At 51.9% G+C, this 13,579-nt stretch carries 15 protein-coding genes and 1 other annotated feature; of the genes, 8 read left to right on the top strand and 7 right to left on the bottom strand.

Annotated elements, in window-relative coordinates:
- Nucleotides 1-14: 14 nt before the first annotated feature.
- A complete protein-coding gene (locus HH215_RS14000; RefSeq protein ID WP_169284385.1) occupies nt 15-1,013 on the bottom strand; it encodes a M23 family metallopeptidase in 999 nt (332 codons plus the stop codon).
- A gap of 164 nt (nt 1,014-1,177) precedes the next feature.
- On the opposite strand from HH215_RS14000, the gene lipA reads away from it, so the two are divergent.
- Nucleotides 1,178-2,083 carry a lipoyl synthase gene (lipA, locus tag HH215_RS13995; protein WP_169280475.1) on the top strand — a complete coding sequence of 302 codons (906 nt, stop codon included), beginning with the start codon at nt 1,178-1,180 and terminating at the stop codon, nt 2,081-2,083.
- Complete coding sequence (locus HH215_RS13990; protein ID WP_169280474.1) at nt 2,080-3,003, top strand: YutD-like domain-containing protein; 924 nt, start codon at nt 2,080-2,082, stop codon at nt 3,001-3,003. Before lipA ends, HH215_RS13990 begins: the two co-directional genes overlap by 4 nt.
- An 83-nt stretch (nt 3,004-3,086) precedes the next feature.
- Here the strand turns inward: HH215_RS13990 and HH215_RS13985 are convergent, their stop codons facing one another.
- Nucleotides 3,087-3,878, bottom strand: a complete 792-nt coding sequence (locus HH215_RS13985; protein ID WP_169280473.1) for an NAD kinase — start codon at nt 3,876-3,878, stop codon at nt 3,087-3,089.
- 65 nt (nt 3,879-3,943) lie between these two features.
- Complete coding sequence (locus tag HH215_RS13980) at nt 3,944-5,230, bottom strand: nucleoside recognition domain-containing protein (protein ID WP_174887615.1); 1,287 nt, start codon at nt 5,228-5,230, stop codon at nt 3,944-3,946.
- A 191-nt stretch (nt 5,231-5,421) separates the two neighbouring features.
- Between HH215_RS13980 and HH215_RS13975 the strand changes: the two genes are divergently transcribed.
- From HH215_RS13975 to HH215_RS13965, 3 genes are all read left to right on the top strand, one after another.
- Entirely contained in the window at nt 5,422-5,571 is a 150-nt protein-coding gene (locus HH215_RS13975) for a hypothetical protein (protein ID WP_169278024.1), read from the top strand.
- A gap of 197 nt (nt 5,572-5,768) precedes the next feature.
- The gene (locus tag HH215_RS13970; protein ID WP_254450478.1) at nt 5,769-6,164 is read left to right on the top strand and encodes a globin domain-containing protein; all 396 of its coding nucleotides are present in this window, start codon (nt 5,769-5,771) and stop codon (nt 6,162-6,164) included.
- Nucleotides 6,165-6,176: 12 nt separating this feature from the next.
- Complete coding sequence (locus HH215_RS13965; RefSeq protein ID WP_169280471.1) at nt 6,177-6,878, top strand: DUF2225 domain-containing protein; 702 nt, start codon at nt 6,177-6,179, stop codon at nt 6,876-6,878.
- 11 nt (nt 6,879-6,889) lie between these two features.
- Here HH215_RS13965 and HH215_RS13960 read toward each other — a convergent pair whose 3' ends face one another.
- On the bottom strand, nt 6,890-7,129 hold the full coding sequence (locus HH215_RS13960; protein ID WP_169280470.1) for a hypothetical protein: 240 nt from the start codon (nt 7,127-7,129) through the stop codon (nt 6,890-6,892).
- A gap of 75 nt (nt 7,130-7,204) precedes the next feature.
- Between HH215_RS13960 and HH215_RS13955 the strand changes: the two genes are divergently transcribed.
- Both HH215_RS13955 and HH215_RS13950 read left to right on the top strand, forming a co-directional pair.
- Nucleotides 7,205-8,992 carry a M3 family oligoendopeptidase gene (locus HH215_RS13955; protein ID WP_169280469.1) on the top strand — a complete coding sequence of 596 codons (1,788 nt, stop codon included), beginning with the start codon at nt 7,205-7,207 and terminating at the stop codon, nt 8,990-8,992.
- A 193-nt stretch (nt 8,993-9,185) separates the two neighbouring features.
- On the top strand, nt 9,186-9,590 hold the full coding sequence (locus HH215_RS13950) for an O-methyltransferase (RefSeq protein ID WP_254450477.1): 405 nt from the start codon (nt 9,186-9,188) through the stop codon (nt 9,588-9,590).
- A gap of 96 nt (nt 9,591-9,686) precedes the next feature.
- Here the strand turns inward: HH215_RS13950 and HH215_RS13945 are convergent, their stop codons facing one another.
- The 3 genes from HH215_RS13945 to HH215_RS13935 form a co-directional block, all read right to left on the bottom strand.
- Nucleotides 9,687-9,908 (bottom strand): alpha/beta-type small acid-soluble spore protein, encoded by a 222-nt coding sequence (locus HH215_RS13945; RefSeq protein ID WP_169280468.1) that lies wholly within the window; start codon nt 9,906-9,908, stop codon nt 9,687-9,689.
- 91 nt (nt 9,909-9,999) lie between these two features.
- The gene (locus HH215_RS13940) at nt 10,000-11,025 is read right to left on the bottom strand and encodes a TIGR03943 family putative permease subunit (RefSeq protein WP_169280467.1); all 1,026 of its coding nucleotides are present in this window, start codon (nt 11,023-11,025) and stop codon (nt 10,000-10,002) included.
- 15 nt (nt 11,026-11,040) lie between these two features.
- Complete coding sequence (locus HH215_RS13935; RefSeq protein ID WP_169280466.1) at nt 11,041-12,111, bottom strand: permease; 1,071 nt, start codon at nt 12,109-12,111, stop codon at nt 11,041-11,043.
- A gap of 165 nt (nt 12,112-12,276) precedes the next feature.
- Nucleotides 12,277-12,533 (top strand) — a binding site (T-box leader).
- 44 nt (nt 12,534-12,577) lie between these two features.
- On the opposite strand from HH215_RS13935, the gene trpS reads away from it, so the two are divergent.
- Entirely contained in the window at nt 12,578-13,576 is a 999-nt protein-coding gene (trpS, locus tag HH215_RS13930) for a tryptophan--tRNA ligase (protein WP_375140502.1), read from the top strand.
- Nucleotides 13,577-13,579: the final 3 nt, after the last annotated feature.

Below are 13,579 nucleotides of genomic sequence, written 5' to 3'. Positions count from 1 at the left end.
TACATCCGTTGCCGTTAATGGCTAACGCGAAGAGACTTGCGCTCCTCGCGTTCCCATCGGCGAAGCAACGGGTAGGGGTCGAATGCCCATTCCACGAGTCCTCTGTCGCGGTATACGCCGTAATGCAGATGGGGAGGGAATTTTCCTTGCGTACCCGGTTTGCCATAACCGGAGCTGCCGACCCATCCGATCGTTTGACCTGGCCGGACGATATCTCCGGCTTTTAGTTTTTTATCGAAGCCGGATAGATGCGCGTAATAATGGTACAAGCTGTTCAGGTCCCGTATCCCGATCCGCCATCCTCCGAACGCGTTCCACCCCTTAATCTCGATAACCCCGTAACAAGTGCTGCGCACGGGAACTCCATGGCCTGCGAAAATATCCGTTCCTTCATGTATTCTTTTGCCTCCCCATCCGCGGCTATTTCCCCATGTGCTTCTGAATGAGTACGTGCTCTTTAGAGGAAGAGGAAAAGCATGGCCGGACAAGTCCAGCCGATTGAAATGGTCGTACAGCTTGGCGAACTGCAATACCCGCTGAACGGCGCGGGTATTATGATAATACTCCCACAGCCCGATGCTGAAGTCGTCCCCCGCGCTCCCGTATTTAAGTACTTGTGTCGTCACAGCGTACAACAGGTCTTCGTCCTTATTGCGGTCCGCGATTCCGTCTCCGGATCCGTCTTTGCCCACGCCATGGAAAAACTGGATGGAAGCCGGATTGGTGTCCGCTATCTCCGGATTTAATCGTCCGACCCAATCGTTTTCGGAAACATAAACTCCCGCAATCGCGTTATCCCGTATCGGTCTCGTTTTCGGATGGGCTCGGGACAACGTTCGTTCGTATTGGTCGATTGCGGCGATCCGTTGCCATTCGATGCCGGTTTTAAGGCTGATCGCCTCATATAATCTGATCCTCTGTTTATCATCGTTTACTTCGGACGGTTTTTCTTTGCTATGACCATAGGCCTTAAAATCAAATCCGTTCGTGCATAGCGCGATAAGGATGACCATGAACGAAATTCGGGATGCGAATGTTATTCCGGTCCGGTAATTACGCCAATCGTATCGCAACTTGGCTCCCCCTTCGATGTCAACATGTAGAAGTAGGGTTTGCAGATCATTGGTTTTTATCCGAATCATGCTATAATAAAGGGGACAGAAAGAGGGGAATTACGATGACGACTAGCGCTAAACCGCGCAAACCTGAGTGGTTGAAAATTAAATTGACAACAGGAGAGCCCTATCAAGAGCTCAAACAAGTGATGCGGAGCAAGACGCTTCATACGGTTTGCGAAGAAGCGCGTTGTCCGAATATATATGAATGCTGGGCGAATCGAACGGCTACCTTTATGATTTTGGGCGATATTTGCACAAGGGCTTGCCGCTTCTGCGCGGTAAAAACCGGCTTACCGACGGAACTTGATCTGCAAGAGCCGGAACGGGTCGCCGAAGCTGCCGAACAAATGGGCTTAAAGCATTGCGTAGTCACATCCGTTGCCAGGGACGACCTGAAGGACGGAGGCGCGTCGATCTTCGCGGCTACCGTGAAAGCGATCCGCAAACGTCTGCCTTTCTGCAGCGTGGAAGTGTTGATTCCCGATTTCTTGGGGAACAGCGATTCTTTGCAGACCGTAATGGACGTAAACCCGGATATTCTTAATCATAACATCGAGACGGTTGCTCGGCTTTCCAATCGCGTGCGGGCTAAGGCGAAGTATCCACGTTCGTTGGAACTGCTTAGGCGCGCCAAGGAAATGAAACCGGACATTCCGACGAAGTCGAGTATCATGCTCGGACTCGGGGAAACTTACGAGGAGATTCTGCAAGCGATGGATGATCTTCGGGCCGTAGATTGCAATATTTTGACGTTAGGCCAATATTTGCAACCGTCATCCTCGCACTTGGACGTCTTCCGTTACGTACATCCGGATGAATTCGCCGCACTGAAGGAAGAAGGTTTGAAACGCGGATTTTCCCATGTGGAATCTGCTCCGTTCGTACGCAGCTCTTATCATGCGCATGAGCAGGTTAAATCGGCGGAAGCCAGAACGAACAGTGTTCGGGAGGAGAGCCTAACATGATTTTCATGGCAGGAGGCAACGCGTACTCGCTAATGCACGAGCATAAAAGCGGATGGAATCCGGATGCATTCCGCGAAAGATACAGCGATGTATTGGAGCGTTTCGACTATATCGTCGGGGACTGGGGCTACAACCAGCTTCGCCTCCGGGGCTTTTACCGGGATGGGCATCCGCGAGCGACCAAAGAAAGCGTCATTTCCAGTTTCGTCGACTATATTAACGAGTACTGCAATTTCGGTTGCGCTCATTTCGTGCTGACCAAATTGGATAGCAACGCGTTGCCGCCCGACGAGGAAATCTCGAAGGAGGAATCTCCGGAAGCGATCGTGGCGCGGAACGAAACGGGCGAGCAGGTAGCCGAGACGGCTGCGGCTCTGAGCGGACCGATTATGCGATGGCCGCTTAAAGAAAGAGCGGGCGGTCCCGTGCGCGTTCCTAATGTAACCGTATCCGCGGTGGCAAGAGCCGCGGCGGACGCCGAACGACGCAACGCTAGCGGCAATGCAAACTCGAATGCGAATACGTCCTCCGGCTCGCAATCGCGCGGAGGTCATTCGCGCCAAAACAATGAGGGACCGAATAACAACCGGCAAGGACGCCCTTACAACAACAACGGTTCGTCCAACGGAGAACGCCGTCCTCAGCAGCAAGGTCAAGTCGGCGGCCAGACATCGAACAAGCAGCCTTATCCGCCTAGAGGTCCGCGTCCGCAAGGGGGCGATCAAACCAATCGCGTCGCCGAGGATAATCGGATGACGGATGCGGGCAACGCGAATGCCCGCAACGATGGCGCCGCCCGCAACGATAACCGGTGGCAAGGGAAAAATCGCCGTCGCAAAAGCTTCGGAGGTAAACCGAACCACCGTTCGGACGGAACGGCTTCGAGACCGGAAGCGGGTACCCCGAGATCAGGCGAATAGAGATAAACAGAAAGAAGCTGCCCTTGAATCCGGGGGCAGCTTCTTGACGCTTACAAGGGTGAAATACGATCTACGATTACGATCTATACCGATCCGATGAACGCTTCCCTCACGCGATTCCAGAAGGGGAAGGGGCGGTGTCTGGCGAACGTGATTTTGCAATCCGCCACTTTGCATGTGATCGAGGTTACTCCCGACATTTGCAGTACCTGGTGGTCGATGCCGATGAACAGCTCATCATCCAAATTCGGTACGATATCGCAATGGTGATGCTTCGGCAATATGACCGAGGAACCAAGCGTTCGATAAATGCGATTGTTGATGGACGCGATTTCCGCAATCTGCAGAGCTTCAAGGGAGGGATGGATCACGGCCCCGCCCAAGCTCTTATTGTAGCCCGTGCTTCCCGTAGGGGTGGAGATTACGATGCCGTCGCCGCGGAACATCTCGAACGGTTCGTCGTTAATGTGAACGGCCGATACCAACGTGCTATCTACGCTCTTTAACGTAAATTCGTTAAGCGCCAGATATTTGCTTTTTCCTTCTCTGGACGTTATCTCCACATGCAGCAAAGGATACTGTACTTTACGCGGTTCCGAAGTCGCCATCAGGTGCAATAGCTCGGACAGCTCGTCCTTCTTCCAGTCGGCATAGAAACCGAGATGACCGGTATGTATTCCGATAAAAGAAACTTGTTCCAACTGGTCTTCGAAACGGTGAAAGGCTTGGAGAAGCGTTCCGTCTCCTCCGATCGAAACGACGATTTCCGGGGATTGATCATCTACCTGAAACCCTTTGGCTTTCGCTAGCGAGTGGAACTCTTCCGATAATGCCCGGGATAATCGGTCTCCCCGGTCAAGCAATGCATACTTCAAACCTGGCCGCTCCTTCCGATTAAACCCTGTTACTGATTCGATCATAAACAATAACGGTTCGAAATTCAACGTGTTTCCCGTCTTATGCGAAAGTTGCGTATTCCGATCGCAATCGTTCCCGTTATGACCATCGCCGCTATTATGACAAGAAATAGAATCGGAGGCCATGCCGCCGGGACAATCGGAAAGCTTTTCCCAGATTCCGTGACGGACCAAGAAAACCATGGCGACCAAGCGGGCAAGGAAGTATCGGCTGTCTTCCCGACCCGAAACAGAGGCCATGCGAGATAGACGATCAGCATGGCCAGAAGCCCGTGAATTAGTCGTGCCCGTGCGAAAGGAATATAGCGCCAAGCCGTTCGGCTCATCAATCCCGCGACTTGGGCATGAACGGATAGCCCTGCCCAGGAAAGTACGAACGCGGCTACCGCGACCCGATCGATTAACGGGAGACCCGAGTCGGAGGCGGCCGCCTTTGCTCCGAGAGTGACTTCGAAAGTTCCGTTCATGAAAGCAAGGGATAAATTCGGAGCTAAGCCAAACAGTTGGAGGAGCGAAGCGGTCGCATCGCGGAACAGGTTCAACATTCCGCTGTTGACCAAGAGATCCAACGTCGCGGAGAAGAATACGACCAAACCTCCGACGATCATCATGAGCGCCAGGGAAGAGGTCAGAGATTGCTGCAGCAAAATTCCGAAGGGCCGTCCGTCCGCGATACGGGCTTTATGCATAGCCGCTAACGCGGCGCGGAAACGATTGCCTTGAGGGGAGGGGGCCTTTACATCCTCCAGTTCTTCAGACTTCCTTACCCGGAAGCGGGAACCTATTCCAAGCAGCAACGCTCCGCTATAATGCGCTACGGCAAGGATGGGAGCGGCCTGCAGGCTTCCGAAAAAACCGATGCAGACGGCTCCGATCAGGAAAATGGGATCGGATGTCGTCGTCATGGCTACCAGGCGTTCGCCTTGATTGCGAGTGATCAATTTTTGCTCCATTAGGCGCGAAGAGAGGCGGGCACCTACGGGATAGCCCGACACGAAACCCATGGCGACGATAAAACCGCCGACGCCCGGTAGCCGGAACAAGGGGCGCATGAACGGATCAAGTAACGTACCCGCCAAGTGAACGATCCCGAACCCGAGCAATAGTTCGGATAAGACGAAAAACGGAAACAAGGCGGGAAACAATACCTCCCACCATACCATTACTCCCCGCAAAGAAGCGCTCAAGGCCGTTTGAGTATCCGTAATGGCCAAGCACCCTATCCATAATGAGGTTCCGCCGAGCGCGAACATGCTCGCCAGCGCGAGCCTTCGCGACGTTTTTTCCCCCTTATGCCCTAAGATAGTCATTGATTTTTCCTCCAATCGCGGAACAGCGTCTGTCCACAATATATGTGAAGATTCGGACAAACTTGCCGATCGACGGAGAGGACAATTTTTTCAACACGACATATTAAAGTAAATCCAAAGGCGCAGAAGTCATTTTACCTTTTGTAATCGTTTACAAAAAGTTCGTGAAGTCTGGGATCGGTTGTGATACAATGGAACTAGATATTACTGAAGAGACAGCGGGGGTCAAATTCATCGATGCCGAGGTGATGAGAATGGCGGGAATCGTTGCAGGATTGATTGTATGCGCTTTCGTGTATGTCATTCGAGAATCTTTGGTTAGCCCAGAGGAAGAAGCGTAAGCCTATATTTCAGCGTCGGCGGTTCGCCGATTTAAATCGCCCTTATGGGCGATTTTTTATTTTGCAGAAGTCCCCGTACGGCTTTATGGTATAATAGACATGCACATCGGGGCTTAGTCGCATAGGGCCTGATGCCCACCAGCATAGAAGAAATCGGGGGGCCATCGCTCCCAGGATCTCATTATAGGAGGTACCACTTGTCCAGTTACGCTACACTTTACGAAGCGCTTGGTGGCGCCGAAGCCATCCGCGACTTGGTTAATAGATTTTATCCCAAGGTTCAGGCTCATCCGCTGTTGGCTCCGTTGTTTCCGGAAGATATCGTTCCGGTCATGGAGAAGCAAATCTTATTTTTGACGCAATTTTTGGGCGGTCCTTCCCTGTATTCGGACGAATACGGCCATCCGATGATGAGGGCGCGTCATTTGCCTTTTCCGATTACGCCCGAAAGGGCTGCAGCATGGTTAGATTGCATGTCCGCAGCGCTCGTCGAGCTTTCCGTACCTGAACCGCTTCGGAAGTTGACGATCGAGAGATTGTCCGGCCCCGCGAATCATTTCGTCAATACCGATTCCGATCCATCCGCCCAATAAGGAGGCCGTAAAGTGGAACCGCTTTTTCAAATTAAAATCGATTGTATTTGTTGCGATGAAAGCTTCAAAACTTCCCGGGTCAGACCGAGCTTGAAGAAGGCCATAAAGACGGATTCCGACTTTTGCTCTTATTTTAAAACCGTTAATCCCGATCATTACGTCGTTCGGGTTTGTCCGTTTTGCGGGTTCTCGACGACGGAAAATTTCGTGGGAAAAATCAACGATAAGCAAAGGGCGGCTTATTACGAGAAGGTCGGAAGTCAATGGCAGTACCGCGATTACGGGGGGGAACGAACGGCGGCTTCGGCAATGGAATGTTACAAGCTGGCGTTGCTAACGGCCCAAGCGATCGGGGAGAAGGACCGCGTTATCGCGGCTTTGCTGCATCATATCGCTTGGCTTTACCGTTATGAAGGGAAGAAGGATCAGGAGAACCGGTTCATTCAGTTCGCTCACGATGCCTATTTGCGCGTTTACGAAACGGAGACGGATTCCATCAGCAATGCCCGCTTAATGTATTTGATCGGCGAGCTTAACAATCGGTTAGGCAATTATAACGATGCGGTAAGATGGTTCGGGCGGGTTATTCACGATAAGAAAATCGTGGACGCCGCCATGATTCGCGCATCCCGCGAGCAATGGCAGCAAATCCGCGAGGTGATGACCGGCAGGGGGCTCGAGCTTCCGGAAGAAATGCAGCAAAGCGGCGCTTAAATACGCGCTTGTTATTTTCCGCGGATCGGACGGTTGGCTAGCAAGTAATCCTGGTCGGCGTCGATAATGCGGAGGCTGCCGTGGCAGCAAGGAAAGATCAGCGTAAGCTTACGGGCGCCCCCGTACATACTTTTGACATCGTCGGGCTTTATCGGAAGATGAACGTGCGAGCTGCGACAGAACGGGCAATCTTGCGCGAAGACATCGTTTCTGACAATATCGTAGGGTAAACTATTTCGTAATGGAATCATGGATAAGTCCCCTTTCACGTATATAAACATACATCAGGGAGACGGATCAACGCAATGGAAACGGAGAGGTGAATAATGAATCAATCCTTGTCGTTAAAATGGAATTTGGAGTCCCTGTTTCCCGGAGGCTCCGCATCGCCGCAATTCGCGACATTCGTCGGGGAATCGGAAACGCTTTGCGCCGCTTGGTTGCAACAATTGCAAGCGGATGGGGAGGTAGCGCCGGATGTCGGGAAACTGTCCGGATGGACGGAACGATTGCAGACGATCGTTTCCCGTTTAAGGGAAGCGGATGCCTTCGTATCTTGCTTAACCTCGCAGGATATGGGCGACAAACGAGCCGTAGCATGGACGGAACGGATTCAGACCCTTTCCGCCAAATTTAAGCAAGCAGCCGATTTATTCGATGCTAAGCTAGCTTCAGTACCGGATCCGATTTGGCAGGAGTGGAGCGGACATTCAGCTAGATCCGCGGTTCTGTTTCCGTTGAATGAGCGAAGGGACTCCGCCAAGGATAAGCTGCCCCCGGCTTTGGAGGCTGTAGCCAGCGAGCTTGCGGTTGACGGTTATCATGGTTGGGGAGAGCATTACAATACGATTGTAGGCCGCATTGCGATCCCATGGGAAGAGAACGGCGTCACCGCTCAGCTTTCGGTTGGTCAAGCCGCGAATAAGCTTGACGATCCTGTTCCCGCGATTAGGGACCTTATGGCGATCAAGTGGGAGGAAGCATGGGCAGGGCAAGCGGATTTAGGGGCGGATACTCTGAATCGTTTAGCCGGATTTCGGTTGAAGCTATACGGCATGAGGGGCTGGAACGATCCGCTCAGGGAGCCGCTGCGGCTTAATCGAATGAGCAGGGAAACGCTAGACGCCATGTGGTCGGCCGTCGAAGACGGATTAGAACCGCTTAAGCGTTATTTGGCATTGAAAGCTCGCCGGTTAGGCAAAGATAAGCTGTCATGGCATGACGTAGATGCACCGATCGCGACCAGTCAGGCGAAAATTCCTTTTGAGGAAGCCGCGAAGATCATTACGGATGCTTTCGAACAATTTTCGCCGGATATGGCGAAGCTAGCCCGGAAGGCATTTAACGAGCAATGGATAGAAGCCGAGGATCGCAAAGGGAAAAGACCCGGAGGCTTCTGCACAAGCGCGCCGATCAGCAAACAAAGCCGAATCTTCATGACGTACTCGGGAACTCCGGGTAACGTTTCTACGCTGGCGCATGAGCTTGGTCACGCGTATCATGGGAATCTGGTTGAAGGGTTGCCGCCGCTGGCCCAAGATTATGCGATGAACGTCGCCGAGACGGCGTCTACTTTCGCGGAGGCGCTCGTGAGCGATGCCCTTCTCCGCAGAGCCGCTAGCGATGAAGAGAAGCTTGCGTTATTGGATGACCGCTTGCAGCGCGCGGTTGCGTTCTGCATGAATATTCGCGCAAGATTCTTATTCGAAACGCGGTTCTACGATCGCCGTACCCAGGGGATGCTGGAAGCCGCCGATTTAAGCGAATTGATGGTGGAAGCGCAGAAGGAAGCATTCGGCAATGCCTTAGGTAGCTGGCATCCGCATTTTTGGGCGTCAAAGCTTCATTTTTATATTACGGAAATGCCGTTCTATAATTTCCCTTACACGTTCGGTTACTTGTTCAGCACGGGATTAGTCGCCGTAGCGGAACGGGAAGGCGCCGCGTTCAGCAAACGGTACGACGATTTGCTTAGGGATACCGGGATGATGACCGTGGAGCAATTGGGAGTCAGCCACCTCGGAGTTCATTTAGACCGACCGGATTTTTGGCAAGATGCCGTATCTAGAGTCATCGCTGACGTAGAAGCGTTCGCTGAATTGTGTAAGGAATAACGAAAATTTAACGAAAACCTTCAGCTCGTAGTCAGAGCTGGAGGTTATTTGGCATGTTGATAGGCGTGATAATACAAAATAAACCAAATATAGACAAAATCATTGAAATATTCAAAATATTCAATTATACTGAGTCCGAAGTCGCGTTAGGTAATACCTAGAAATTATTCAATATTAAGCATAAAGGAGGAAAATGATGACTTTGGAGCAGCAAATTCCTTTGGGACGTCAAGTGGACGTCGCATTAGAGAAATTGGGGGGCGAGTTGAAGGGGATGTCTGCGGGTACGATCGTGTTGCAAATTCGCGACGATGCGGTCGGCAGATTCGGTATTCGTCATTTACCGGTCGACTGCCAAGATAAGGAGCAAGGATCTAAAGGTCTGTCGACGGAACAAGTGCTTGAGCTAAGAAGACTGGCGGTACAGGCGCTTCGGCACAAGAGCGGTTGGACGCACGGCGAGATTTCTTACGATTTCGTGTTGAAGCAGGGGCGCGTGTTCGTTAGCGTACAGTTCGAATCCAACTACAATATGGCGAATGTTCTGTTCAGGTATTCCCCTAAGAAGCGTGATCGAAGGGATGTTTCGAACGAATAGAAGGGCTACATAATAAAAATCCGGCATTCTCCATCGAGAGGATGCCGGATTTTTCGGTAATTGCTCAATATCTGAGGTTGGATTAAGAGCGGTGAATTAACGGCTGGAGCGGCCTGCAAGCTGCTGCTCGGCCATTTGAACGAGCCTGCGCGTAATTTGACCGCCGATGGAGCCTGCTTCGCTTGTTAGCAGGTTTCCGTAGTAACCGTCCGCAGGAAGCTGGATGCCAAGCTCCTGCGCGACTTCGAATTTAAGCTGTTCCAACGCCTGGGCAGCTTGAGGAACGACGAGAGAATTGCTGCGTGAACGTGATGCCACTATCGCTCACCTCCTTTTGAACGTAGTATGGACGTTATTGGGAGGGCTATGCATTTGAAGGTAACGATTCCAAGGAAAATTAAAATCCGGCTTACTCTAATCCGAAATCCAAGTCGGGAGACACGTAAGGGTCATCCGGAGGCGCGATTTTGACTACTTTAGACACGTCGATCTCAATGATTTCGATGCCATTGTATGAAGTCGTCCCGAGCTTGCCTGTAACGGTCACCCATTCATCCGTCGCCAGCGTATCCGCTCGGCCGTAAGTCACCATGATTCCGTAAGGCGAGGCGTCGGCCGAGCAACAATTGATCGCGAACCGGCTGACTCCGAACTGCGTTCTGCCCATCGTCTCTTCGCGATATACGAATCCGCTAAGCTTGATCGTCTTGCCGATAAAAGCCGTACGATACAGATCGATGGTCGTCAAGGTTTCGATGAACTGCTTCTCCGTAACGTTAACGACATCTTGCCGTACGAGCCGTTTGCCGAAAGCGGCATAGATTTCCGTAAATTCATCGGTAGGGAACATGAGATCTAATGCCGCTTCGGATAGCTCAGAAGGCGAAGGTTTAACGCTCTTCTCGGCGGTTTCGTCGGATCCGATAGGATTCGTTAGGGCACTCCCCTCCTCGTTGGGCTGCTCCTCTGCGACGATCGGTTCGTTCTGACCGTTCCGATCGTTAGGGACTGCTCCGGACGGAGAGCTTTCGTAAGGCTTTACGATTTGCTGGGGGGTGAACTGGACGCCCTTGGCCGATGCCATGCTGCTTCCCAGAAGCCCGTCGGGCACCGTGAAGCCGATCACCAACGGAATCGCGAACCATCCGTATAATAGAAGGCTTTTCCCCCAAGTGGCGGGCATTTCATGGTTACAATCGCAGGCAAGATGCTCGTCGGCTTTCTCGAAACCGGTGCGAATAGCGGAATACAGTTGTTGCGCGGCGACGGCGTACAAACCCAAGGCGGATAATTTCACGATGAACTGCATGCGGTTGGCAATATAGAGATTCAAGTTGCCGGAACGGACAAGATGGACGATGAAGAACGCGAATCCCGCGAGTATTATGGCTCTCGTTAAATAATGTGCGGCTGTCGCGACTTTCTGACTATTCATGGCGGGGTACCTCCCTTATACGAATCCAAGATGATCAAACAGGATAGAGCCGATAAGTACGAGAAAAGCAATGAGCAAGCTAAATTTCAAGACGAATTTTTTGCGAAACACCGCTAGCATCATAATCGTGTTTTTCAAATCGAGCATCGGTCCGAAGACGAGGAAGGACAGAAGCGCGGCAGGAGGAAACATGCCGGAGAAGGATGCCGCGACGAATGCGTCCGACGTTGAACAAAGCGACAATGCGTAGGCGAAGCTCATCATGAACAAATGGGAAAACAGCTCTTGATCCGCCACGGCCGCGAAGGAGGCTCTCGAGATCGTCGTTTGCAGAAGCGCGGTGATCAGCGAGCCGAGTATCAAATATTTGCCCATATCGAAAAATTCCTCCGCCGCGTGCGCCGGAGTCTCGGCCAGCTTCTTAAAAGCGTTGCCTTGGGATTCGTGCTCATGATGATGATGATGATGATGATGATGAGCATGTCCATGCTCATGTTGAGGCTCGCGAAGCGGCGACGCGGCTATCGGTAGGCTTTGCGATCCCGTTTTCAGAGGGTTACGTTTCATGAAATAATAAAGAACGAAGCCTAGGGAGACCGCGACCAAAAACGCCAAATAAAATCTCGAATACGCAAGCTCCTTGTTCGTCCGAAACGCCGCGAATGTCGCCCCGAAGACGACGGGATTAATGATCGGCCCCGCAACGATATAGATGATTCCTATGTATGCCGGTAATCCTTTGCGGATCAATCTGCGCACGATGGGGATCATGCCGCATTCGCATAACGGCAAAATAATGCCGAGCAGGCTTCCGAATAACACTCCCGCGACGGGATTTCGAGGAGTGAGCTTCTGGATGAGTTTGTCCGATACGAAAGCCTGCAGAAGCGCCGAAATAAATACTCCGATGAGAAGGAAAGGCAGCGCTTCGAGGATAATGCTCAGAAAGATGATCTTGAAGTTTTGCAGCTTCGAAGAATCGAAACTCCATTGCTCGAGGTCTCTGCCGAAAAAAATGAGGGCTAGCAAAACAGCACAGCCAACCGTAGCGGCTCCCGTCATCCATCGCGCGAGAAGATTAGGCAACTTATCACTTCCTTGCTTCAAATAGTAATCATTACGATTATTATACCTTATGCTTGGCCGGTAGCCTATCAGAACATCCATAATCGACGAGATTAATGTGAAAATCGTCATTTCGCTCGGTTGACAAAGCCGTTGCGAGGGGTATAATGATTAACAAATCAAGTATATTCGGCGATGAAGAGAACAAGTACGCTTGGATTAAGCGCTCCCAGAGAGCCGGTGATTGCTGGAAGCCGGTACGCTTGCCTTGCGGAATGGATCTTGGAGCCGAGAGCGAAACGACGAGCGCGAGGTAAGGGCCCTTACCTATAGCAAACCCGTCCCATGCTCTCCGACCGTTCCCCGTTACAGGATCATAAGGTATCGCGAAGCGTTAATCGCGATACGAATAAGGGTGGTACCACGGCTTTCTCGTCCCTTGCGGAGGAAGGCTTTTTTTATTTTCAAAAAAAGGGGTTCGATGACAATGACTAAACAACAACGCGTATTGTCCGGAATACAACCTAGCGGAAAATTGACTCTCGGGAATTATATCGGCGCGATGAAAAACTTCGTAGCCCTGCAGCACGAACATGAATGCTTTTTCATGGTCGTCGATCTACACGCGATTACGGTACCTCAGGATCCGGCAGCATTGCGGGAGCAGAGCGAAGCGGTAGCCGCGTTGTTCATAGCGGCGGGGTTAGAGCCTGCGCAAGCGGCTATCTTCATGCAGTCCCACGTGCCTGCCCACGCCGAGCTGGGTTGGTTGTTGACTACGATGACTTACATGGGCGAGTTGGAACGGATGACCCAGTTCAAGGATAAATCCGAGGGGAAAGAGGCCGTCGGGGCAGGTCTGTTCGTCTATCCTTCGCTGATGGCGGCTGATATTTTGCTCTACAAATCGGATCTCGTGCCCGTCGGAGACGACCAGAAACAGCATTTAGAGCTGACTCGCGACTTGGCGGGACGATTTAATCACAGATACGGCGATACGCTCGTTATTCCGGAACCGTTCATTCCTAAAGTTGGAGCAAGAATCATGTCGCTGGACGATGCATCGAAGAAGATGAGCAAGAGCAGTCCGAACGCCGGAAGCTTCATTACGCTGTTGGATACGCCGGACGAAATTCGCAAAAAAATATCCCGGGCCAAGACGGACTTGGGCCGGGAAATCGTATTCGACGTTCAGAATAAACCCGAAGTCAGCAATTTAATGACGATCTACGCGCAATGTTCCGGACTGTCGATCGAGCAAGTTCAAGCGGCATACGACGGTCAAGGATACGGAGCGTTCAAGAAAGATTTGGCAGAGGTCGTCGTTCAGGCGTTAGAACCGCTGCAGCAAAAGTACGCGGACATTCGTTCCTCCGGCGAAATTCATAACATTCTTCGCGACGGAGCGGAACGCGCTTCCGCCGTTGCGGAAGTTACGTTGCATTCGGTGAAGGACGCGATGGGGTTCTTGCCTAGAGGCCGGTAAAGG

Source organism: Cohnella herbarum, from assembly GCF_012849095.1.
Classification (GTDB): Bacteria; Bacillota; Bacilli; order Paenibacillales; family Paenibacillaceae; genus Cohnella; species Cohnella herbarum.
This window is presented reverse-complemented; position numbering and strand designations above follow the sequence as displayed.

Coding starts and splice junctions, on each gene's coding strand:
- HH215_RS14000 (WP_169284385.1), bottom strand. CDS start 1,013: ATGGTCATCCTTATCGCGCTATGCACGAACGGATTTGATTTTAAGGCC.
- lipA (WP_169280475.1), top strand. CDS start 1,178: ATGACGACTAGCGCTAAACCGCGCAAACCTGAGTGGTTGAAAATTAAA.
- HH215_RS13990 (WP_169280474.1), top strand. CDS start 2,080: ATGATTTTCATGGCAGGAGGCAACGCGTACTCGCTAATGCACGAGCAT.
- HH215_RS13980 (WP_174887615.1), bottom strand. CDS start 5,230: ATGACTATCTTAGGGCATAAGGGGGAAAAAACGTCGCGAAGGCTCGCG.
- HH215_RS13975 (WP_169278024.1), top strand. CDS start 5,422: ATGGAACTAGATATTACTGAAGAGACAGCGGGGGTCAAATTCATCGAT.
- HH215_RS13960 (WP_169280470.1), bottom strand. CDS start 7,129: ATGATTCCATTACGAAATAGTTTACCCTACGATATTGTCAGAAACGAT.
- HH215_RS13955 (WP_169280469.1), top strand. CDS start 7,205: ATGAATCAATCCTTGTCGTTAAAATGGAATTTGGAGTCCCTGTTTCCC.
- HH215_RS13950 (WP_254450477.1), top strand. CDS start 9,186: ATGATGACTTTGGAGCAGCAAATTCCTTTGGGACGTCAAGTGGACGTC.
- HH215_RS13940 (WP_169280467.1), bottom strand. CDS start 11,025: ATGAATAGTCAGAAAGTCGCGACAGCCGCACATTATTTAACGAGAGCC.
- trpS (WP_375140502.1), top strand. CDS start 12,578: ATGACTAAACAACAACGCGTATTGTCCGGAATACAACCTAGCGGAAAA.